This window comes from Streptomyces sp. NPDC046197 (genome assembly GCF_040646295.1).
GTDB lineage: Bacteria > Actinomycetota > Actinomycetes > Streptomycetales > Streptomycetaceae > Streptomyces.
The window spans coordinates 26,702-46,575 of record NZ_JBEYZY010000011.1 but is presented as its reverse complement, the minus strand read 5'-3'; the positions used below and the strand labels follow the sequence as shown (position 1 = coordinate 46,575).

Below are 19,874 nucleotides of genomic sequence, written 5' to 3'. Positions count from 1 at the left end.
GCCCGGGACGGACCACCGGCACGGCTGCCCGGGACGGACTACGGGAGCCGTCCGGATCACCCGGAAAATCCCGGGATCAGGCCTTTCGGCACAGGATCTCGCCGTGCATGACGGCGAACCAGCCGTCCTCCTGCCGCCCCCACTCCCGCCACGCCTCGGACACGGCCCGCAGCTGCTCCTCACTCGCGTGACCGCCCTCGACGGCGCGCGCCGCGTACGCCGAATCCAGGGTGCGGTCGGCCCACAGTCCGCTCCACCACCGGCGCTCGGCCGGGGTCGAGTAGGTCCAGGTGCTGGAGGTGGCGGTCACCTCGGTCAGGCCCGCCCGCAGCGCCCAGGACTTCAGCCGGCGCCCCGCGTCCGGCTCACCGCCGTTGGCCCGGGCCACCCGCCGGTACAGGTCCAGCCAGTCGGCCATCCCCGGCACCTCGGGATACCAGGTCATCGCCGCGTAGTCGGCGTCGCGGACGGCGATGAGGCCACCCGGTTTCGTCACCCGCGTCATCTCCCGCAGCGCCCGCACCGGATCGCCCACGTGCTGCAGCACCTGGTGGGCGTGGACGACGCAGAACGTCTCGTCCGGGTAGTCCAGGGCGTGCACGTCCGCGATCGCGAAGTCGACGTTCGTCAGGCCGCGTTCGGCCGCCGCGGCCCGGGCCCGTTCCAGGATCTCCGCCGCCCGGTCGACGCCGGTGACGTGACCGTCGGGCACCAGCTCCGCCAGGCCGGCGGTGATGGTGCCCGGGCCGCAGCCGATGTCGAGGACCTTCATGTGCGGCTTCAGTGAACCGAGGAGGTAGGCCGCGGAGTTGGCGGCGGTCCGCCAGGTGTGCGAACGCAGTACGGACTCGTGGTGCCCGTGCGTGTAGACGGCGGTCTCCCGCGGCTTCGGCATGGCTGTGCCCCTTCTCTCGCAGCGCTCCGCACCCTCCCCGCGGGGTCCGTGACCCCCGGGGCGGTACGGATCACCGTACGCCCGTGTGCCGCATAATGAGATCCGCGTTTCATAATGTGGACGAGGGGTGAGAGGGCGACGGGGCGACGCGGGCGACCTGGGCGAGCCGGCGGTCGGTCAGGCGCCCGGCAGCGGCCGGTACACCGTCAGCGCCTCCGGCAGCTTCTCCAGCCACACCTCCCCCTCCGCCTCCGTCACCTCGCCGTCATAGGCGAGCGGGGTGCCGGGGGCGACGCCGGTCAGGTGCAACCGGCCCACCTGAACCGCCGCATGGGCGGGGGAGCGGGTGAGCGGGCCCGCGAGCGCGGCGGCGAGCAGCCGCAGCGCCGGCCGCCGGCCCCCGTGCACCACCCGGACGTCGAGCCTGCCGTCCGCCAGGTCCAGCCGCCGGCCCGGCGCGAGGCCCCTGCGGTGGTACGTGCCGTTGCCCGCGAACAGCAGCCACAGGGGACGGGTCCGGCCCTCGAACTCCGCCCGAAGCGGATGGCGGTCGGCGCGCAGCACCCGCAGCGCCGCCAGCACCCCGGCCGGCCACCCGCCGATCCGGTCCGCCCAGCGCTCCCGCTCGCGCACCAGCTCCGGATACACGCCCAGGCTGAAGGTGTTGAGGAAGATGCCCCGCTTCGTGCCGGAGGTGAAGCCGCCCACGTCCACCCGCACGCCCTCGCCCCGCTCCAGGGCCCGGCTCAGGCCCCGCACGTCCTCCACACCCACGTCGTACGCGAAGTGGTTGAGAGTGCCGCCGGGCAGCACCGCGAGCGGCAGGCCGTGGCGCAGGGCGAGCTCCGCGGCCGCGTTCACGGTGCCGTCGCCGCCGCACACCCCGAGCACCCGGGCCCGGGCGGCCGCCTTCGCCAACTCGCCCCGCACGTCATCGGGTCCACACTCGACCACCTCCGCCCTGGGCAGCGCGTCCCGCAGCGCGCGGGCCCGGTCGGCCGTGCCCGAGGCGGTGTTCGCCACCACGACCAGGCCTTCGCCGGCGGCCAGCGCGGGTACGTGGGCGCGGGGCCGGGCGGGCGGGTCGGTCCCGGCACGGGGCGGCACCAGGCCCCGTACGGCGAACGCGGCACCCGCGCCCAGGGCCGCGCCCGCCAGCACGTCGCTGGGGAAGTGCACGCCGGTGTAGACGCGGGAGGCCGCGACCGAGAAGGCCAGCGGGGCCACGACCGCACCCCAGCCCGGGGACTCCAGGGCGACGCCGGTCGCGAAGGCGGCCGCGGAGGCCGCGTGACCGGACGGGAACGACGTGGTGATCGGCTGCCGCTTGAGCCGCCGCACCACCGGCACCGGGTCCAGCACGGGCCGGGGACGGCGCACCGAGCGCTTGCCCAGTGTGTTGATCGTCAGCGAGGCCAGGCTCAGTGAGGCCACGCCGCGGGCGGCCGCCCGGCGCGCCCGCGGCGTCCGGCTCGCCGCGATGGCGGCCGCCGTCGCGAACCACAGCACCCCGTGGTTCGCGCTCCGGCTCAGCCGCGGCAGGACGGGCCCGGCCGCGGGCCAGTGCCGCTCGGCCGCGAACTCGAACAGCCGGCAGTCCAGGGTGAGCAGGCGCCTGAGCACATCGTGCGCACCGGCCTTAGGGGTGGTGAGGTCGACGTCTGGGGTCATACAGGGACCGTTACCCTGAAGTGGCCGTTTCTTGTGTGCCCCGACAGCGGCACCGACCGCACGGCGGCACCGACCGCGTAGGAACCCCTGTATGCGCCTGCTCCTCATACGTCACGGCCAGACCCCGTCCAACGTGGACTTCCTGCTGGACACGGCCGTCCCGGGCCCGGGCCTGACCGAGCTGGGCGAGCGGCAGGCCGCCGCCCTGCCCGGGGCGCTCGCCCACGAGGACATCGAGGCCGTCTACGCGTCCACCCTGGTGCGCACACAGCTCACGGCCGCCCCGCTGGCCGCCGCCCGGGGACTGGACGTGCCGGTCCGCGACGGCATCCGCGAGGTGACCGCCGGCGACCTGGAGATGCTGCCCGGCGGCACCCGGCGCGGCCAGGAGTACATGAGGACGGTGCTCGCCTGGGCCGCCGGGCACACCGAACTGCGCATGCCGGGCGCCGAGAGCGGTGGGCAGGCCCTGGCGCGCTACGACGCCGTCGTCGCCGAGGCCGCGGACAGCGGGGCCCGGACCGTCGCCATGGTCAGCCACGGTGCTGCCATCCGGCTGTGGACCGCCGTGCGCGCGCACAACCTCGACGCGGACTTCGCGGCCGCCCATCCGCTCGACAACACCGGGGTGGTGATCCTGGAGGGCTCGCCCGGCGACGGCTTCAAGGCCCTGTCCTGGGCCGGCGCGGTCGTCTCGCCCGCGGGGGAGGGCGGCCCGACGGGACGGCCGGTCCAGGCCGGATAAGGGTTTGCCGCTGCCCGTGCGCGGCCCGCAGAATGCCTGCCCATGGGACATCTGGAAGCCGCGCACCTGGAATACCACCTTCCCGACGGGAGGGCGCTGCTCGGCGATGTGTCCTTCCGGGTGGGCGAAGGGTCCGTGGTGGCCCTCGTCGGCCCCAACGGCGCGGGCAAGACGACGCTGCTCCGGCTGATCTCCGGGGAGCTCAAGCCGCACGGCGGCACCGTCACCGTCAGTGGCGGTCTCGGAGTCATGCGGCAGTTCGTGGGCTCCGTGCGCGACGAGAGCACCGTACGTGACCTGCTCGTGTCGGTCGCCCCGCCGCGCATCCGCGAGGCGGCGAAGGCCGTCGACGCGGCCGAGCACGCCGTCATGACCGTCGACGACGAGGCCGCCCAGCTGACGTACGCGCAGGCGCTGGCCGACTGGGCGGAGGCGCGCGGCTACGAGGCCGAGACGCTGTGGGACATCTGCACCACGGCCGCGCTCGGCGTGCCGTACGAGAAGGCGCAGTGGCGGCAGGTGCGGACCCTGTCGGGCGGCGAGCAGAAGCGGCTGGTGCTGGAGGCGCTGCTGCGCGGCACCGACGAGGTCCTGCTGCTGGACGAGCCGGACAACTACCTCGACGTGCCCGGCAAGCGCTGGCTGGAGGAGCGCCTGAAGGAGACCCGCAAGACCGTCCTGTTCGTCTCCCACGACCGCGAACTCCTCGCCCGTGCCGCCGAGCGGATCGTGTCGGTCGAACCCGGCCCGGCCGGCGCCGACGCCTGGGTGCACGGCGGCGGCTTCGCGACCTACCACGAGGCACGGCGGGAACGTTTCGCGAGGTTCGAGGAGTTGCGCAGGCGCTGGGACGAGAAGCACGCACAGCTGAAGAAGCTGGTGCTCAGTCTCCGTCAGGCGGCCACCGTCAGCCACGAGCTGGCGTCCCGCTACCAGGCCGCCCAGACCCGGCTGCGCAAGTTCGAGGAGGCCGGACCGCCGCCCGAGCCGCCGCGCGAGCAGGAGATCACCATGCGCCTGAAGGGCGGCCGCACCGGCGTGCGGGCCGTCACCTGCGCGCAACTGGAACTGACCGGCCTGATGAAGCCCTTCGACCTCGAGGTCTTCTACGGCGAACGGGTCGCCGTCCTCGGCTCCAACGGCTCCGGGAAGTCGCACTTCCTGCGGCTGCTGGCCGGGCAGGACGTCGCGCACACCGGGCAGTGGAAGCTCGGGGCGCGCGTCGTGCCCGGGCACTTCGCCCAGACCCACGCGCACCCCGAGCTCCAGGGCCGTACGCTCCTCGACATCCTCTGGAAGGAGCACTCCCAGGACCGCGGCGCGGCCATGTCCCGGCTGCGCCGCTACGAGCTGACCGGCCAGGCCGAACAGGACTTCGACCGGCTCTCCGGCGGCCAGCAGGCCCGCTTCCAGATCCTGCTGCTGGAACTGGCGGGCGCGACGGCCCTCCTCCTGGACGAGCCCACCGACAACCTCGACCTGGAGTCCGCCGAGGCCCTGCAGGAGGGCATGGAGTCCTTCGAGGGCACCGTCCTCGCGGTCACCCACGACCGCTGGTTCGCCCGCTCCTTCGACCGCTACCTGGTCTTCGGCACCGACGGCCACATCCGCGAGACCGCGGACCCGGTCTGGGACGAACGACGAGTGCAACGAGCGCGTCAGACGCGCTGACCCGCGGCGTTCTTCGAGCGGGCCATGGTGGCCGGTCGGCGGGCGGCGCGGTGTCCGCCGACCGGTCCCCGAGTCGGCCGGGCCGTTTCCGGCCGGTGGCGGGGCGGTCCCGTCGGCCGTGGGGCCGCCGGTTTGTCACTTCCAGCGGAGGATGGCGCCCATGCCGCCCGCGGGTTCGTCCTCCGCGAGCGCCGCGGCCACCGGGGCCAGTGACAGCGCGGTGGCGTCCGTGGCGACGGCGCAGCGGAGCAGGGCGTCGTCGGCGCGGGCCGGCCACGAGTGCTGCTCCCCGAGGATCTTCAGCTCCGTGCGGTGCATCGCCAGCTGGTCGGGATCCTCGCCGACCCACACCTCTTGCTGCAGGTCGGGACCGTCCGACCGGATAAGCAGCTCCTCGAGGCGGTGCATGCGGCCCGCCTCGACCAGTTCGGGCACGCCCTCGACGGCCCGGACCCGCCCCTCGTCGTCCGGCGCACGGGCCGCCCGGAACCGGTCCAGCTCGGCCTCGACGCGGCGGCGCACGTACTCGGCACGGATCTGCTCCACGTCCTCGTCCAGCAGCCTGCTGCCGGTGCCGTGCGAGCTCTCCACCACGCGGTCGTGCAGTCGCTTGGGCAGCCGCTCGTGCACCTCGCGCCGCTCTCGTACGTCCCCGACGAGAATCAGCAGGTCCGCCTGGACCTCCTCCTCGCAGACACTGAGCGCGTCCGCTATCTCCGCCGCGTTGTGCTCCCAGGTGTTCTCCACCTTCAGCTGGAAGTGCTTCTCCGACCAGTCGGCGGTCTTCGTGCGCCGGATGGGCCACTGACGGCCCACCACCGCGCCGGCCTTCTGCCGGCCCAGCGCGCTGCGCAGCTCGAAGTCCGCACCCTTGCGGTCGACGTACGCCACGATCGCGACCGGGTCCTCACCCGCCAGGTCCAGCAGCGGCGCCACGCGCGGCAGTGGCGCCCACACGACCTGGTAGGCACCCTGCGGGGGCCGGGCCAGGGATGGGTCGGCGACGATCGTGCCGGCCCGAGCGAACAGTGCCCGTCCGTACTGGTCGGGGGAGTGGCGCAGGTCCTCGATCGCGTTGAGCACAGCCCGCCAGGTGGCCTCGTCGGCGCCCAGCTCACCCAGCTCCCTGGCCGCACTGTCGGCGGCGACATGCAGCTGCTCGGGCGTGTCCTCCGCGTGCCGGGAGGTGTCGACGTACACGGAGGCCCACGGGCCCGGGTGTTCGTACAGTGGATTCAGAAAGGCGAGATCCATGGCTCCCTCCCGGATGCCGTTCGGTGGTTGTCCTCGCCGGGCGGGTACCCGGACCACATGAACGAACACGACGAGCGGGGCAACACCATGACCGGAGTCGACCCGGCCCGACTGGACGACCAGCAGCTCATGAAGGAGCTGGAGAACATCCACCGAACGCGTCACGACACCCTGCTGTACGGCTCGAACGACGCGCTGCGGGCCCACAACGAGCGGATGGCACAGCTCGAGGGCGAGTGGCTGCGCCGCAATCCGCGCCGCGCCGTCGCCTCGGCACGCACCCGCGAAGGTGCCCGGGAACGCGGCTGCGGGGAGTCGGCGACTCCGGCCACCTGACCCGCGCCCCGCCCCTGGCGCGGTCACGCCCGCGGGCACGCGAGGAGCGCGCCCACGGGCGTGACGATGTCCCGGCTCCGGTCCGTTCCGGTCCCGGTCTGTTCCCGCTCCGGTCCGTTCCGGTCCCGGTCTGTTCCCGCTCCGGTCCGTTCAGCCCGCCTTCTGTGCGAACACGTCGAGGAAGGCCTCGCAGAACGCCTTCAGGTCGGCCGGCTTGCGGCTGGTGACCAGCTTGTTCGGGCCGTTCTCGCAGATCTTCACCTGCTCGTCGACCCAGGTGCCGCCCGCGTTGCGGATGTCCGTCCGCAGACTCGGCCACGAGGTCAGCACCCGGCCGCGCACGACGTCCGCCTCGACCAGCGTCCACGGCGCATGGCAGATCGCCGCGACCGGACGGCCCTGCTCGAAGAAGTCCCGCACGAATGCGACGGCCTTCTCGTCCATCCTCAGGAAGTCCGGGTTGGCCACGCCGCCCGGCAGGACCAGCGCGCCGAAGGAGTCGGCCGACGTGTTGCCGACGACCTCGTCCACGGGGAACGTGTCCGCCTTGTCCAGATGGTTGAAGGCCTGGATCTCCCCCGACTTCGTCGATACGAGCACGGTCTGGTGGCCGGCTTCCGAGGCCGCCTTCCACGGCTTGGTGAGCTCGACCTGCTCGACGCCCTCGGGGGCGCAGAGAAATGCGATGCGCATGATGGTTCAACGTCCTTTCCTCGCGCGCCGCGGGGCCCGCTCGGCCCCGGCGCGCCTCTTCCTCGTCCTGGCCGCCCGTCGGCAGCGCAGCAGCTCCTCGCCGTACGGCAGCAGCACGCACGCACCGATCGCGGCGGCGACGCCCGCCAGGTAGCCGGGCGACAGCGGGCGGCGACGCGGCACCAGACGCCAGGCGTCCCGGTCTTCGCGGCCGCCGCGCAGCAGCGACTTCACCTGGTCGGAGTGCAGGCACATCAGCGAGGCCAGCGCGGCGAACGGCAGCGACTCCAGGAAGCTGTGGATGTGCTGCTCGACCGGTTTGACCTCGCGGTCGCTGCGGACGGCCGTCCGTACGTCCCACAGCGCGGTCGCCTCGTGCACCGCGGCACCGCCCAGCTGCACCGCCAGCAGCAGCGGGTTGACCTCGTAACGCAGGGTGAGCGCGATGGGCAGGCCGACCTCGGCCATCATCAGCGAGTGGATGAGGGACTCCTTAGTCCCCGCCGTCTCCTCGATCCGGGTGCGCCGGTGCATCGCCCAGTCGGCGAGGCCGGGGACGAACCAGCCCGGCAGGAGTCCGTACAGGAGGTAGCGGGTCGTGGCGTCGCCGACATCGACGGCGGCTCCACCGGCGGCGATCTCGGTGGCCTGACCGTGGCTCATGCGGTGTCCCCGGCGTCCGGCTCGGCCCGGCTGATGTCGGCGAGCGCCGAGTGGGGGTCCTGGGCCTCGGCCAGGTCTCCCAGGCTGACCATGCCGACCGGCAGACCGTCCTCGACGACGGGGAGCCGGCGCACGGCGCGCTCGCGCATCAGCGCGACGGCCGCCGACACAGGGTCGTACGGAGCGACGACGAGCGGGTTCGGGGTACACACGGTGCGTGCGCTCACGGCCTGCGGGTCGAGGCCCTCGGCCACGGCCCGCACCGTGATGTCACGGTCGGTGAGCACACCGACGACGTCCTGTCCGTCGGCCACCACGACGTCCCCGATGTCCTGGGCGCGCATCAGCCGGGCCGCCTCTACGAGCGAGGCGTCCGGGCGGACGGCGACCACGCCCGGGGTCATGACGTCCCTCACGAAATCAGCCATCACGTCAGGCCCTTCCTGCCTTTCTGCGAATGGGGGGTGCTGCGGTCGTGCGGTAGCTACGACGTCCCGCAGTACCCCCGGGCCAAGGGCCCATGCGGATGCACCGGGCCAAGGACCTACGCGGATTCACCTGCTTCCCCGGATTCGCCGGATCCGGACCGCCCGGCCTGCACCACCGCCTCGGCTAGTTCCTCCAGGTTGGTGTAGCGCGCCTTGCGGGGCAGGCCCTCCAGCGCTTCGATCACGGGGTCGGGCGCGTTCTTGCGGCCCGCGATGCGGCCGAGGTCGGCCGGACTCGCGGGGAAGTCGCCGCGTCCCACGTAGCGGGCCAGCTCCACCCGGACCGCCGCCAGGGACATCCGGGGGTCCAGCGGCGCCACCGGCCCGCGCCACACCTCCGGATCGTCGTCGGCGGTCGGCTCCGGGTCGTGCCACTCCTCGCTCCGCGTGGGGTGCCCGGACCTGAGCAGGCCCTGCAGTTCGTGCTTCATCTCTTCGTCACGGTGGACACTCAGCCGGTCACTGCCTCGCTGCATGTCTCCCTCCAGATCTTCGGGGTGGCCACCGCGTACCCGTGCACGGGCGGCCGACACGACTTTTCGGGCCGGATCGCACCCCGGGACGAGCCTCACCCGCGCCGTGTGCGGGGAGCCGACCTTCCGCCGGCGCCGCACGCTGCCGGCGGCCTCGGTGTCGAGACCTGCCGGACCTGCCGGACCTGCCGGACCGCAGAAGCCACAGCCGGCGCCCTGCCGGCTCACCCCCGGCCGCGCCGGAGGACGCGGGCGGGGATGCGGGGGTTTGCGGCCGGAGGGAGGGGGCAGGCGGACACTCAGTGCTTCGGACCGGAGGCACGTCCGTGGGAGCGGCCATCGAGCCGCCGCACGTGCGGCCGTCCGGATCGCGGCGCGCTCCCACGGTGACCGTCCACCCCAGAGCACTCCGAGGGAGTTGCGACGCACCATGCCTACTCACGCGAGCGCGAAGCCCCACCCGCACGACGACGCCCCCGACACCGCCGACGCATTCCGCAGGCTTGCCGCGCTCCCCCCGGGGCCCCAGCGCGACGCGCTCCGCGACGAGATCGTGCGGGCCTGGCTGCCCATGGCCGAGCGGCTCGCCGGCCGCTTCCGCAGCCGTGGCGAGAGCTACGAGGACCTGCGCCAGGTGGCGGCCCTCGGCCTGGTCAAGGCCGTGGACCGCTACGACCCCGACCGGGGCAACGCCTTCGAGAGCTACGCCGTGCCCACCATCACCGGTGAGATCAAGCGGCACTTCCGGGACCACCTGTGGACCCTGCACGTGCCGCGCCGGGTGCAGGACCTGCGCAACCGGGTCCGCTTCGCCCGCATGGACCTGGCGCAGACCATCTCGGGCCGGCAGCCCACCATCGCCGAGATCGCCCAGCAGGCCGACCTCAGCGAGGCGGACGTCCGGGTCGGCCTGGAGGCGCTGGAGAGCTTCACCGCGCTCTCCCTGGACGCCGAGCTGCCCGGCAGCGACGACGGCTACTCCCTGAGCGACTCCCTCGGCTCACCGGACCCCGCGCTGGACATCGTCGTGGACCGCGAGGCCGTCAGGCCGCGGCTGGCGGCGCTGCCCGAGCGGGAGCGGGCCATCCTCTACATGCGGTTCTTCGGCGACATGACGCAGAGTCGGATCGCCGAGCAGCTGGGCATTTCGCAGATGCACGTCTCACGGCTGATCAGCCGGTGCTGCGACCGGCTGCGGGACCAGGTGCTGCGGGACGCGGTCTAGAAGGGCCAGAACCCCAAGATCTTCATGACCCTTCTAGGGGCCCTTCGCCCGGCGTGACGGCCGGCGTCCCGGCCCGCGCGGCCGGCCCTCGGGTTCACCCGATAGGCCGTTCGTGTCCCGCCAATGGGTCTCGGCCGCGCGCGCGGGACGGCTCATGGGGCTCTGATGGCTGCAGAGGCATGAAACGTCGTGCCCGACCGCCGTCCAAAGGAGTTCACTCCATGCGTCGCACCGCCCATGCCCTTTCCGCCGCCGTACTGGTCGGCCTCATAGCCGGAACCAGCGCCCCGGCCGCCTTCGCCGCCCCGGCCGCGCAGGCGGGTCCGCTCGCAGCGGCACCCGCGGCTCCCTCCGAGGGAACCCAGCAGGACACCGCCGGGGACGCCGCGCCCGGCGCCCTCGCCCAGGACCCCTCTCTCGACTCGGCCGCCCAGGACCCGTCCCAGGGCGCCTCGGGACAGCAGCCCCTCCTCGACCCGTCCGACCGAGTGTCCGCCCAGGACCCGTCCACCGACGCGGCCCCCCAGGATCCGTCCACCGTCGCACTGCCCCAGGGCAACTCCAACGACGGGACGTCCCCGAGCACCAGCCCCACCGGCGGGGTCTCCTCCCAGGGCAACTCCGCCAGCGGGAACACCAGCCCCGTGCAGCAGGTGGTCATCCAGAACCCCCAGACCCAGAACCAGAATCAGAACCAGAGCGCGGCCGCCAACTCGCAGGGGCGCAACGAAGACCGCCACAACGAAGGCCGCCACAACGAAGGCCGCCACAACGAAGGTCGCCGCGAACCGGTCGTCATCGGGATCGGCGTCCCCCGTCAGCCCGTCGTGGGCGTCGTCGGCAACATCGGCGGCGTCGGCGGCGTCGGCGGCGTCGCGGCCCCCGCCACGTCCGTCGTCGTCCCCCGCGGGGGTGTGCAGGCCGGTGAGGGCGGCTCGTTCAGCCCGTCCGTGCCCGCTCTCATCGGGGGAGGTGTGCTCGTGGCCCTGGGGTGCACTGCCGCGGCACACCGCGTGTTGCGCCGGAGGCGGGTCGGCTGACCCGACCCGCGGCCGCCGTGTCCGTGTGACCTTCGCAACCCCGCCGGACGGCCATGGGCCGACGGCAACCTGGGTACTCACGCCCCCAGGGCGCGTCCCCGCCGTACGAACGGGCCTCGTTGGCGTACGAACGGGCCCCATTCCCCACGACGGGCCCGCGGCGGGCACACGGACCCGCACGGCCCTGCGGCCACCAGCACGGGCACAGGACAGGGCACCAGGGACTGCGCGGAGGTAGCCATGCGGCGGACGGACCCGGAAGGTCACGGCCCCGTCCGCTACGGGCCGTCGACCCTGCCCGACGACGGACTCCCCGTGCTGCCGGAGCTTTCCGCCGCGCTCGCCGCGGCGGCGGGCCGTGCAGCGGAACGGCCGATCGGCGGCGGCACGGGGCTCCTTGACGCGGCCCGCGGCTACTGGCTGCGGCGCGGGCTGCCCACCGATTCCGGCCACGTGGCGGCCGCGCCCGGCGCGCCGTCCCTGCTGCTCGCGCTGACCGCCGCGCTCGGCGGCGATGTCCTGGTGCCACGGCCCTGCGCGGCCTGGTGGGCGCCCTACGCCCGCCTGTTGGGCAGACCCGCCTTCCACGTGGCGACACCGGCCGAGTCCGGCGGCGTACCGGACCCGTACGCCCTGCTGGAGACCGTCCGCAGGGTCCGCGCCGAGGGCGGCGACCCGCGCCTGCTCGTGCTGTCCGTCGCCGACGACCCGACGGCCACCGTCGCACCGCCCGAACTGCTGCACGAGACCGTCGAGGCCGCCGCGGGGGAGGGGCTGCACCTGGTCAGCGACGAGACCTGGCGCGACACCGTCCACCTGCCGCACGAGACCGTGCTGCTCAGCCCCGCCGAGATGCTGCCCGAACGGGTCACCGTCGTCACCGACCTGGCCGGCGCGTTCCTGCCGACCGGCTGGCCCGCGGCCGTCGCCCGCTTCCCGGCGGGCGGCACCGGCGACGCCCTTCACGCGCGCGTGCTCGACGTCCTCACCGCGCTGGACGCCCGCATCGCCGCACCGGTCGCCGTCGCGGCCGCCTACGCACTGGACGAACCCGAGCCCGTCACCGCGCGCCTGACCGCCTCCGTACGCCTCCACGCGCGCCTGGCGCGTGCCGCGCACGCCGTCGTCGTCGCCGGAGGCGCGCTCGCGCGGCCCCCGCAGGCCGGCCGCCACCTGTACCCCGACCTCGGCCCACTGCGCTCCGGGCTCGCCGTGCACGGGGTCGGCGACGCCCAGGAGTTGGAGGACTTCCTCACCACCCGGCTCGGCATGCCCGCGCCCGGCGGGCACCGCTTCGGTGACGACCTCGGCGCGCTGCGCGTACGGCTGTCCACCGCTCACCTGCTCGGCGACACGGACGAGGAACGCGTGGAATGTCTCATGTCACCCGCGCCGTTGGAACTGCCACATGTGCAACGCGCGTTGATGTCCTTGAAGTCGGTCCTCGACGATCTCCGCGACGACGCTCAGCGATGGGAGCCTCCTCGATGACGCAGCAGTCCGAGTCGACCACGTCCACGACCACGCCCATGCCCCCGACCCCGACCGTGTCGACTGTCCCGCCCGTGTCGGTGGTCCTGCCGGTGGCGACGGCCACGACGGCCGGGGTGGCCACGACGACCGGGGTGGCCACGAACACCGCGCGGGAGGCCGCGACGCCCGCGCGGGGGGCCGACGATCCCACCGTCTCGTCCCCATTCCCGTTCCCCTCCCCACCGCTTGCCGCACCCCGGCCGCTCGGTGAGCGCCGGGTCTGGCCCCGTACCTTCCACGACCGGCTCACCGCCCCCCTGCCCGGCCTGAAGGCCTTCGCCCGCTTCGCCCGCGAGGGCGCCGTACGGCCCGGGAAGGAGGGCCTCGCCGACATCCCGCTCGTGCCCCACCGTCCCGGCCCGCTGCCCCGGGCCGACTCCCGCACCGTCGCCGTCACCTGGGCCGGCCACGCCAGTTGGATTCTGCGGATCGGCGGCCTGACCGTGCTCACCGACCCGGTGTGGTCCCGCCGCATCATCGGCACCCCGGCCCGCATCACGCCCGTCGGCGTCGCCTGGGAGTCCCTGCCCCGCGTCGACGCCGTCCTGATCAGCCACAACCACTACGACCACCTGGACGCCCCGACCCTGCGCCGACTCCCGCGCGACACCCCGGTGTTCGTGCCGGCCGGTCTGGGCCGCTGGTTCCGCCGCCGCCAGTTCACCTGCGTCACCGAACTGGACTGGTGGGAGGCGGCCGAACTGCACGGTGTCCGCTTCGACTTCGTGCCCGCGCACCACTGGTCCAAGCGCACCCTCACCGACACCTGCCACAGCCTGTGGGGCGGATGGGTGGCGACCGCCCCCGACGGACAGCGGGTCTACTTCGCCGGTGACACGGGCTACGGCCACTGGTTCTCCCGCATCGGCCGCCGCTACCCCGGTATCGACCTCGCCCTGCTGCCCATCGGCGCCTACGAGCCCCGTTGGTGGCTCAGCGACGTCCACTGCGACCCGGAGGAGGCGGTGCAGGCCACCCGGGACCTCGGCGCCCGCCGCATGGCCCCCATGCACTGGGGCACGTTCGTCCTGTCCGCGGAGCCGGTCCTGGAACCGCTCATCCGGGTCCGCGCGGCCTGGAAGGAGGCGGGCCTGGCCCGGGAGAAGCTGTGGGACCTGCCCATCGGGTCCTCACGGGTGCTCGACCGGACGACCGAGGAGGCCGCGCGGGAAGCGAGCCGGATATGAGCGAGGAGGACCGGACCTGAAGGCGGAGGGCCGGTCCGGGTGACGAGGGCCGCGTCCGAGCGAGGAGCGCCGGACCTGAGTGAGCGGAGCCGGTCCGGGTGACGAGGGCCGGGCAGAGGGGAGCGCGCCGGGCGGGCTCGGTGGATCAGCCCGACCGGTGCACCGGCGAGGTCCGCCGGATCCGGCGCCACATGCTCGGCGCCGTGCCGAGCAGCACGGTCAGTGCGATCGCGGCCGCCACGCCCTCCCAGGGTTCCGGGAACAGCGAGCCGCCGAGGGCACCGATCAGCTGGTACGTCAGGGCCCAGGCCAGGCAGGCCGGCAGGTTGCCGCGGGCGAAGCGGCGCAGCGGCCACTTGGCCAGCAGGCAGGCCAGCATCACCGGGATGCGGCCGGCCGGCACCAGCCGGGACAGCACCAGCACGGCCACACCGTGTTCGGCCAGGCTCTCCTGAGCCTGCGTCAGCCGGTCCTCCGGCGCCCGTGACCGGATCGCCTCCAGCCACCGGGACCCGTTCTTCGACCGCATCCCGCGCCGCCCCAGCCAGTACAGCGCCACGTCCCCGAGGAAGGCGGCCAGGGAGGCCGTCAAGAACACCAGCGCCGACGAGAACGGCGCCGTCTGATGGAAGGCGACCACCGCCGCCGAACTGACCAGCGCGCCCGTGGGTACCACCGGCACCAGCGCCCCAGCACCAGCAGGAACAGCGACGGATACCCGATCGCCTGCTGAGTGGACTCCGTCGGCACCACCGTCGTGACGGCGGCGGCCAGCCGTATCACCGGGCGACCTCCAGGAGCACGCTCGCCCCGTGCCCGAGCCGGTGCACCACCACCCCGGGCGCGCGCTCGGCCGCGAGGCGCACGAACTCCTCGCCGGGCGCATGGAATTCGTGCGGGCGCACGGCGTCCATCCCGATCGGTCAGTACGTGCCGTAGTGCACCGGCACCACGCTGCGCGGCGCCAGCCGGGCCGGCGCCTGCGCCGTCCGGCCCGCGTCCAGGTGCCCCTCGCCGAGGTACGGGCCCCAGCCGCCCACCGGAAGCAGCGCCGCGTCGACCGGCCCGACCTCCGCGGCCATCGAGTCGAACAGGCCGGTGTCCCCGGCGAAGTACGTCCGCGCCTCGCCCTCGACGACGTAGCCGAGCGCGGGAGAGCGGTGCGGCCCGACCGGCAGCCGCCGCCCGTCGTGCCGAGCGGGTACCGCCCGTACGACCACTGCGCCGATCTCCGTCCGGTCCCCGGGCGTCACTTCGGTGATCCGCAGATGGCCGAGCCGGCGCAGCCCCGGCACCGCCCGGCATGCGCCCCGGGGCACCAGCAGGCGCGTGCCGGGGGCCAGTCGGGCCAGCGAGGGTACGTGCAGATGGTCGGCGTGCAGGTGGGAAACCAGCGCGACGTCCGCGGGGAAGGCGCCCGGCGGCGGCAGCGCCCCCCGGCGACGCCGCGGGTGCGCGAACCGGCGGGCGAACAGGGGATCGGTGACCACACGCACGTCCGAGTCCTCGACCGCGCAGGTGGCGTGACCCCACCAGGTGATCTCCACCGGCACCTTCTTTGCCTCCTTCGCGCGACTCCCAAGAGCCTACGGGCAGGAGTAGGGTCGGCGGCGAAAACCCGGAGGTGAGGGGGACGCCATGGGACAGGTACGGGGTGCCATCGGCGGTTTCGCCGCGGTAGTGGTCCGGGTCACGGCGATCGCGAGCCTGACACCCCTGGAGGAGCTCAACGACGACCCCTTCCTGGTGGACTACCGCAGCCAGCACGCGATGTGCGCGCGGTGGGCCACGGAGCGCGGATACGTGGTCGCGCGGGAGTTGCTCGTGCGGCGGCTGCGCACCGACCACTGCGCCCTGTGGGAAGGGGTCCGGCCCGGGGTGGACCTGTTCGTCGCGCCCAGCCGCCGCGTGCTGGAGAGCGCGCTGTCGTCCGTGGACGAGTTCGCCGCGGAGTGCGCCCGGCGCGGGGTGCGGGTGGAGACGGTGGGTCAGGCCGAACCGTCCTACGACGCGCAGATGAAGGCGCGGGTGCATCGCAGGCTCTCCATGCCGACAGCGGGCTACGACGGCCGGTAGACCGGGGCACCCGGGACCTCAAGGGGTTGCGGGCCGGTCACCTCGTGGGTGCCGGGTGATGGCCGAGGATTGGACCCGGCGAGGTGCGGCGGCGTTGTCGGCTCCTCCGTCACGGCCGTGGGCCTCGGTGGGCCGTATGACAAGCCGAGGCCGGGCCCGTGCGGACGACCGGGCCGGACGTGAGGGGTGCTGGGCGTGCGTGGCGGGCGGTGGCGGAGGGGCGCCGGTCAGGTCGGGCGGAGCGTTGCGGTGTGGGTCGTCTCCACGGTCACCATGCTCGTCCTCGCCGGGGTTCTGCCCGACTTCCAGCTGCAGTCCCCCGACGACGACAGCGCCACCCGGATCGCCGTCACCGCCGCGCTCGGCGCCGGGGCCTTCGGTGTGCTGTCGGCCGCCGTCTGGCCGCTGCTCGTCCGGCTGCTGCTGCTCGTGCCCGCGCTCGTGCTCGGCCTACTGGTGTTCTTCCTCAACGGCTCGCTGTTCCTGCTCGCCCTGCGCATCAACCCCTCCGGACAGGCCGAGGCGGCCCCCGAGACCGCCGTCGTCGTCGCCGTGATGTCCGCGGTCGCCTCGGCCACCGGCGCCGCGCTCGCCGTACGTGACGACGACGCCTACCGGCGCAGGCTGTACCGGCTGGCCGACCGCCGCCGCAGCGGACTGCCACCCTGCTCGTCCACGCCCGGCACCGTCCTCGTACAGCTCGACGGCGTCGGCCACGACGTGCTGCTGGACGCGGTCGGTCAGGGCCTGATGCCGACCGTCGCCGGCTCGGGACGGACCCCGGCCCGCTCGCGGTCTTCGGCCCCGGCGCCGTCGACGCGGTCCGCCGCACCCACTCCTTCCCGCACACCGCCGACATCATGGTCAACTCCTGCTACGACCCGGCCCACGGCGAGGTCCTCGCGTTCGAGGAGCAGATCGGATCCCACGGCGGCCTCGGCGGCGCCCAGGCCCGCCCCTTCCTGCTGTCACCGCTCGTCTGCTCCCCGCCCGTGGGCGAGGGCGAGGAACTCGTCGGCGCCGAGCACGTCCACCGCGTGCTGCGGCGCTGGCTGCGCGAGTCGGCCGGACCCCAGGTGCCGCTGCCCGCGCCGGAAGACCGCCGGGCCGCCTGAGCAGGCCGCCCCGCCGGCGCACCGCCCCGCCGACGCACCGTGCCGTCGGCGCACCGCCCCGCGCAGCCGCCCGCGGTCCGGTCCTGCGGGTGTGCCGGGCCGGAATGTGATCGGATGGTGCCGTGGCCCGGAGACGGGACCACCCACAGAACACAGCCAGAAAGCGGAAGGATTCACCGTGGCAACCACGCGCACCGCTCACACCGTCTGGGAAGGCAACCTGCTCGAGGGCAACGGCGTCGTCACCTTCGACTCCTCCGGCATCGGCCGCCAGCCGGTGTCGTGGCCGTCGCGCGCCGAGCAGGCCAACGGCAAGACCAGCCCCGAGGAGCTGATCGCCGCCGCCCACTCCAGCTGCTTCTCCATGGCGCTGTCGCACGGCCTGACCGGCGCCGGCACCCCGCCCGCCAAGCTGGAGACGAAGGCCGACGTCACCTTCCAGCCGGGTGAGGGCATCACCGGCATCCACCTCACCGTCGAGGGCACCGTGCCCGGCATCGACAACGACGCGTTCGTGGCCGCCGCCGAGGAGGCCAAGAAGAACTGCCCCGTCAGCCAGGCCCTCGCCGGCACGACGATCACCCTCGACGCCAAGCTCGCCTGACGGTCCCACCCGGACCGTCGCTCGGTGCCGCGCCCCGTTCCGCCGAACGGGGCGCGGCACCGTTGTTTCCGCCCGGCCGGGGTACGCGGCATTGACAACGGCGCACTCAAGTTTTGTGCTGGGAAACGGGACACGCCCAGGCGGAAGGGGACGGAGATGGCACGCGCGGTCGGGATCGATCTCGGGACGACGAACTCGGTGGTGGCCGTCCTGGAGGGCGGCGAACCCACCGTCGTCGCCAACTCCGAGGGTGCACGGACCACGCCGTCGGTCGTGGCCTTCGCCAAGAACGGCGAGGTTCTCGTCGGCGAGGTCGCCAAACGGCAGGCCGTGACGAACGTGGAGCGCACGGCGCGCTCCGTCAAGCGCCACATGGGCGACGGGCACTGGCGGTTCCCCGAGCAGGGCTCGGTCGACGGCACCCGGTACCGGGCCCAGGAGCTGTCGGCGCGGGTGCTGCAGAAACTGAAGCGGGACGCGGAGGCCTACCTCGGCGAGGACGTCACCGACGCGGTGATCACCGTACCGGCGTACTTCGACGACGCCCAGCGGCAGGCCACGAAGGAGGCCGGAGAGATCGCCGGCCTGAAGGTCCTGCGGATCATCAACGAGCCGACGGCCGCGGCCCTCGCCTACGGCCTCGACCGCGGCGAGGAGCAGACCGTCCTCGTCTTCGACCTCGGCGGCGGCACCTTCGACGTGTCCCTGCTGGAGATCGGCGACGGCGTCATCGAGGTCAAGGCCACCAACGGCGACACCCACCTCGGCGGCGACGACTGGGACCAGCGGATCGTCGAACACCTCGTCAAGCGGTTCAAGGGGCAGTACGGCATCGACCTCGGCCAGGACAAGATGGCGGTGCAGCGGCTGCGCGAGGCCGCCGAGAAGGCCAAGATCGAGCTGTCGTCGTCCACCGAGACGACGATCAACCTGCCCTACATCACCGCCTCCGCCGAGGGCCCGCTGCACCTGGACGAGAAGCTCACCCGGGCGCAGTTCCAGGAGCTCACCGCCGACCTGCTGGACCGCTGCAAGAAGCCCTTCCACCAGGCGGTCAAGGACGCCGGCGTGAAGCTGTCCGCCATCGACCACGTGATCCTCGTCGGAGGCTCCACCCGTATGCCCGCGGTCACCGAGCTGGTCCGGGAGCTCACCGGCAAGGATCCGCACAAGGGTGTCAACCCCGACGAGGTGGTGGCCGTGGGCGCCGCCCTCCAGGCGGGCGTGATCCGCGGTGACGTCAAGGACGTCCTGCTCCTCGACGTCACCCCGCTGTCCCTGGGCATCGAGACCAAGGGCGGCATCATGACCAAGCTGATCGAACGCAACACGACGATCCCCACCCGGCGTTCGGAGATCTTCACCACCGCCGCCGACAACCAGCCGTCCGTCGGCATCCAGGTCTACCAGGGCGAACGCGAGATCGCCGCGTACAACAAGAAGCTCGGCGTCTTCGACCTCACCGGCCTGCCGCCCGCCCCGCGCGGGGTGCCGCAGATCGAGGTCGCCTTCGACATCGACGCCAACGGCATCATGCACGTCTCCGCGAAGGACCTGGCGACCGGCCGCGAGCAGAAGATGACCGTGACCGGCGGTTCCGCCCTCCCCAAGGAGGACATCGACCGCATGATGCGGGAGGCCGAGCAGTACGCCGAGGAGGACCGCGGTCGCCGGGAGGCCGCGGAGACCCGCAACCAGGCCGAACAACTCGTCTACCAGACCGAGAACTTCCTGCGCGAGAACGCCGACAGGATCCCCGCGGACACCAGGAGCGAGGTCGGGGCGGCGGTCACGGAGCTGAAGGGCCTGCTGGAGCAGAACGCCGAGACGGGTGCCCTGCGCACGGGCGTGGAGAAACTCGCCTCGGTCAGCCAGAAGATGGGCCAGGCGATGTACGCGCAGGCCCAGCAGACGGCGTCGGAGGGCACCGAGCAGCACACCGCGCCGCAGGACGACGAGAGCGTGGTGGACGCGGAGATCGTCGACGACGAGAAGGACTCCAAGGGAGGAGCCGCCTAGGGGGTGTCGGCAACACCTGGGTCATCGGGCGGCCTGGTGGACGTCGGGGACGCGCCGCCCACCCCGGCCGTGTCGTCCTTCGCCGTGGCCGCGGCCCTCCGTTAGGCTCGCGTCGCCACACAGGTCCCGATCTTCACGGAGGGCACAACGGCGGGGATCAAACGCGAGCGCCTCGTCCGAACGCTG

General features: G+C 73.4%; 17 protein-coding genes and 3 pseudogenes. 11 read left to right on the top strand and 9 right to left on the bottom strand.

The genetic code is table 11. The annotated features are described in order from the left end of the window. Window positions 1-76 precede the first annotated feature (76 nt). On the bottom strand, window positions 77-895 hold the full coding sequence (locus AB0A61_RS17400; RefSeq protein ID WP_361292525.1) for a class I SAM-dependent methyltransferase: 819 nt from the start codon (window positions 893-895) through the stop codon (window positions 77-79). A gap of 177 nt (window positions 896-1,072) precedes the next feature. Further along, complete coding sequence (locus AB0A61_RS17395; RefSeq protein WP_361292523.1) at window positions 1,073-2,566, bottom strand: phosphatase PAP2 family protein; 1,494 nt, start codon at window positions 2,564-2,566, stop codon at window positions 1,073-1,075. 91 nt (window positions 2,567-2,657) lie between these two features. Between AB0A61_RS17395 and AB0A61_RS17390 the strand changes: the two genes are divergently transcribed. Both AB0A61_RS17390 and AB0A61_RS17385 read left to right on the top strand, forming a co-directional pair. After that, window positions 2,658-3,311 carry a histidine phosphatase family protein gene (locus AB0A61_RS17390; RefSeq protein ID WP_361292521.1) on the top strand — a complete coding sequence of 218 codons (654 nt, stop codon included), beginning with the start codon at window positions 2,658-2,660 and terminating at the stop codon, window positions 3,309-3,311. A 42-nt stretch (window positions 3,312-3,353) separates the two neighbouring features. Next, complete coding sequence (locus tag AB0A61_RS17385) at window positions 3,354-4,982, top strand: ATP-binding cassette domain-containing protein (protein WP_361292519.1); 1,629 nt, start codon at window positions 3,354-3,356, stop codon at window positions 4,980-4,982. Window positions 4,983-5,117: 135 nt separating this feature from the next. Here the strand turns inward: AB0A61_RS17385 and AB0A61_RS17380 are convergent, their stop codons facing one another. Next, window positions 5,118-6,236: a Vms1/Ankzf1 family peptidyl-tRNA hydrolase gene (locus AB0A61_RS17380; protein WP_361292517.1), complete on the bottom strand. Its 1,119-nt coding sequence runs from the start codon at window positions 6,234-6,236 to the stop codon at window positions 5,118-5,120. A 57-nt stretch (window positions 6,237-6,293) separates the two neighbouring features. Between AB0A61_RS17380 and AB0A61_RS17375 the strand changes: the two genes are divergently transcribed. Then, on the top strand, window positions 6,294-6,572 hold the full coding sequence (locus tag AB0A61_RS17375; protein WP_361292515.1) for a DUF6158 family protein: 279 nt from the start codon (window positions 6,294-6,296) through the stop codon (window positions 6,570-6,572). 150 nt (window positions 6,573-6,722) lie between these two features. On the opposite strand, the gene AB0A61_RS17370 is transcribed toward AB0A61_RS17375, so the two are convergent. From AB0A61_RS17370 to AB0A61_RS17355, 4 genes are all read right to left on the bottom strand, one after another. After that, window positions 6,723-7,265 carry a type 1 glutamine amidotransferase domain-containing protein gene (locus tag AB0A61_RS17370; protein ID WP_361292513.1) on the bottom strand — a complete coding sequence of 181 codons (543 nt, stop codon included), beginning with the start codon at window positions 7,263-7,265 and terminating at the stop codon, window positions 6,723-6,725. A 6-nt stretch (window positions 7,266-7,271) separates the two neighbouring features. Continuing rightward, complete coding sequence (locus AB0A61_RS17365; RefSeq protein WP_361292511.1) at window positions 7,272-7,928, bottom strand: diguanylate cyclase; 657 nt, start codon at window positions 7,926-7,928, stop codon at window positions 7,272-7,274. Then, the gene (locus AB0A61_RS17360; protein ID WP_361292509.1) at window positions 7,925-8,356 is read right to left on the bottom strand and encodes a CBS domain-containing protein; all 432 of its coding nucleotides are present in this window, start codon (window positions 8,354-8,356) and stop codon (window positions 7,925-7,927) included. Before AB0A61_RS17360 ends, AB0A61_RS17365 begins: the two co-directional genes overlap by 4 nt. A 116-nt stretch (window positions 8,357-8,472) precedes the next feature. After that, a complete protein-coding gene (locus tag AB0A61_RS17355) occupies window positions 8,473-8,892 on the bottom strand; it encodes a DUF2795 domain-containing protein (RefSeq protein ID WP_361292507.1) in 420 nt (139 codons plus the stop codon). Between the two features lie 427 nt (window positions 8,893-9,319). Here AB0A61_RS17355 and AB0A61_RS17350 point away from each other — a divergent pair, with 427 nt between their 5' ends. The 4 genes from AB0A61_RS17350 (at window position 9,320) to AB0A61_RS17335 (ending at window position 13,874) form a co-directional block, all read left to right on the top strand. Beyond that, window positions 9,320-10,114, top strand: coding sequence for an RNA polymerase sigma factor SigF (locus AB0A61_RS17350; RefSeq protein WP_361292505.1), 795 nt, complete (start codon window positions 9,320-9,322; stop codon window positions 10,112-10,114). Between the two features lie 221 nt (window positions 10,115-10,335). Then, complete coding sequence (locus tag AB0A61_RS17345; RefSeq protein WP_361292503.1) at window positions 10,336-11,154, top strand: hypothetical protein; 819 nt, start codon at window positions 10,336-10,338, stop codon at window positions 11,152-11,154. A 240-nt stretch (window positions 11,155-11,394) separates the two neighbouring features. Beyond that, window positions 11,395-12,645 (top strand): aminotransferase class I/II-fold pyridoxal phosphate-dependent enzyme, encoded by a 1,251-nt coding sequence (locus AB0A61_RS17340; RefSeq protein ID WP_361292501.1) that lies wholly within the window; start codon window positions 11,395-11,397, stop codon window positions 12,643-12,645. Then, window positions 12,642-13,874, top strand: a complete 1,233-nt coding sequence (locus AB0A61_RS17335; RefSeq protein ID WP_361292499.1) for an MBL fold metallo-hydrolase — start codon at window positions 12,642-12,644, stop codon at window positions 13,872-13,874. Before AB0A61_RS17340 ends, AB0A61_RS17335 begins: the two co-directional genes overlap by 4 nt. 145 nt (window positions 13,875-14,019) lie before the next feature. On the opposite strand, the pseudogene AB0A61_RS17330 reads toward AB0A61_RS17335, so the two are convergent. Both AB0A61_RS17330 and AB0A61_RS17325 read right to left on the bottom strand, forming a co-directional pair. Next, window positions 14,020-14,657: pseudogene (locus AB0A61_RS17330) on the bottom strand (VTT domain-containing protein). Further along, window positions 14,654-15,427, bottom strand: a pseudogene (locus AB0A61_RS17325) (MBL fold metallo-hydrolase). Before AB0A61_RS17325 ends, AB0A61_RS17330 begins: the two co-directional pseudogenes overlap by 4 nt. Before the next feature lie 85 nt (window positions 15,428-15,512). Here AB0A61_RS17325 and AB0A61_RS17320 point away from each other — a divergent pair. The 4 genes and pseudogenes from AB0A61_RS17320 to dnaK all read left to right on the top strand — a co-directional run bounded on the left by AB0A61_RS17320 (window position 15,513) and on the right by dnaK (window position 19,688). Continuing rightward, a complete protein-coding gene (locus AB0A61_RS17320) occupies window positions 15,513-15,950 on the top strand; it encodes a hypothetical protein (RefSeq protein WP_361292497.1) in 438 nt (145 codons plus the stop codon). Between the two features lie 249 nt (window positions 15,951-16,199). Next, a pseudogene (locus tag AB0A61_RS17315) lies at window positions 16,200-17,065 on the top strand (phage holin family protein). A 178-nt stretch (window positions 17,066-17,243) separates the two neighbouring features. Continuing rightward, complete coding sequence (locus tag AB0A61_RS17310) at window positions 17,244-17,669, top strand: OsmC family protein (RefSeq protein WP_361292495.1); 426 nt, start codon at window positions 17,244-17,246, stop codon at window positions 17,667-17,669. Between the two features lie 156 nt (window positions 17,670-17,825). Beyond that, window positions 17,826-19,688, top strand: coding sequence for a molecular chaperone DnaK (gene dnaK / locus AB0A61_RS17305; RefSeq protein ID WP_361292493.1), 1,863 nt, complete (start codon window positions 17,826-17,828; stop codon window positions 19,686-19,688). Window positions 19,689-19,874: the final 186 nt, after the last annotated feature.

Bases quoted from the DNA above. Each gene is read 5' to 3' on its own strand.
- AB0A61_RS17400 (WP_361292525.1), bottom strand. From the start codon at position 895: ATGCCGAAGCCGCGGGAGACCGCCGTCTACACGCACGGGCACCACGAG.
- AB0A61_RS17395 (WP_361292523.1), bottom strand. From the start codon at position 2,566: ATGACCCCAGACGTCGACCTCACCACCCCTAAGGCCGGTGCGCACGAT.
- AB0A61_RS17390 (WP_361292521.1), top strand. From the start codon at position 2,658: ATGCGCCTGCTCCTCATACGTCACGGCCAGACCCCGTCCAACGTGGAC.
- AB0A61_RS17385 (WP_361292519.1), top strand. From the start codon at position 3,354: ATGGGACATCTGGAAGCCGCGCACCTGGAATACCACCTTCCCGACGGG.
- AB0A61_RS17380 (WP_361292517.1), bottom strand. From the start codon at position 6,236: ATGGATCTCGCCTTTCTGAATCCACTGTACGAACACCCGGGCCCGTGG.
- AB0A61_RS17375 (WP_361292515.1), top strand. From the start codon at position 6,294: ATGAACGAACACGACGAGCGGGGCAACACCATGACCGGAGTCGACCCG.
- AB0A61_RS17370 (WP_361292513.1), bottom strand. From the start codon at position 7,265: ATGCGCATCGCATTTCTCTGCGCCCCCGAGGGCGTCGAGCAGGTCGAG.
- AB0A61_RS17365 (WP_361292511.1), bottom strand. From the start codon at position 7,928: ATGAGCCACGGTCAGGCCACCGAGATCGCCGCCGGTGGAGCCGCCGTC.
- AB0A61_RS17360 (WP_361292509.1), bottom strand. From the start codon at position 8,356: ATGGCTGATTTCGTGAGGGACGTCATGACCCCGGGCGTGGTCGCCGTC.
- AB0A61_RS17355 (WP_361292507.1), bottom strand. From the start codon at position 8,892: ATGCAGCGAGGCAGTGACCGGCTGAGTGTCCACCGTGACGAAGAGATG.
- AB0A61_RS17350 (WP_361292505.1), top strand. From the start codon at position 9,320: ATGCCTACTCACGCGAGCGCGAAGCCCCACCCGCACGACGACGCCCCC.
- AB0A61_RS17345 (WP_361292503.1), top strand. From the start codon at position 10,336: ATGCGTCGCACCGCCCATGCCCTTTCCGCCGCCGTACTGGTCGGCCTC.
- AB0A61_RS17340 (WP_361292501.1), top strand. From the start codon at position 11,395: ATGCGGCGGACGGACCCGGAAGGTCACGGCCCCGTCCGCTACGGGCCG.
- AB0A61_RS17335 (WP_361292499.1), top strand. From the start codon at position 12,642: ATGACGCAGCAGTCCGAGTCGACCACGTCCACGACCACGCCCATGCCC.
- AB0A61_RS17320 (WP_361292497.1), top strand. From the start codon at position 15,513: ATGGGACAGGTACGGGGTGCCATCGGCGGTTTCGCCGCGGTAGTGGTC.
- dnaK (WP_361292493.1), top strand. From the start codon at position 17,826: ATGGCACGCGCGGTCGGGATCGATCTCGGGACGACGAACTCGGTGGTG.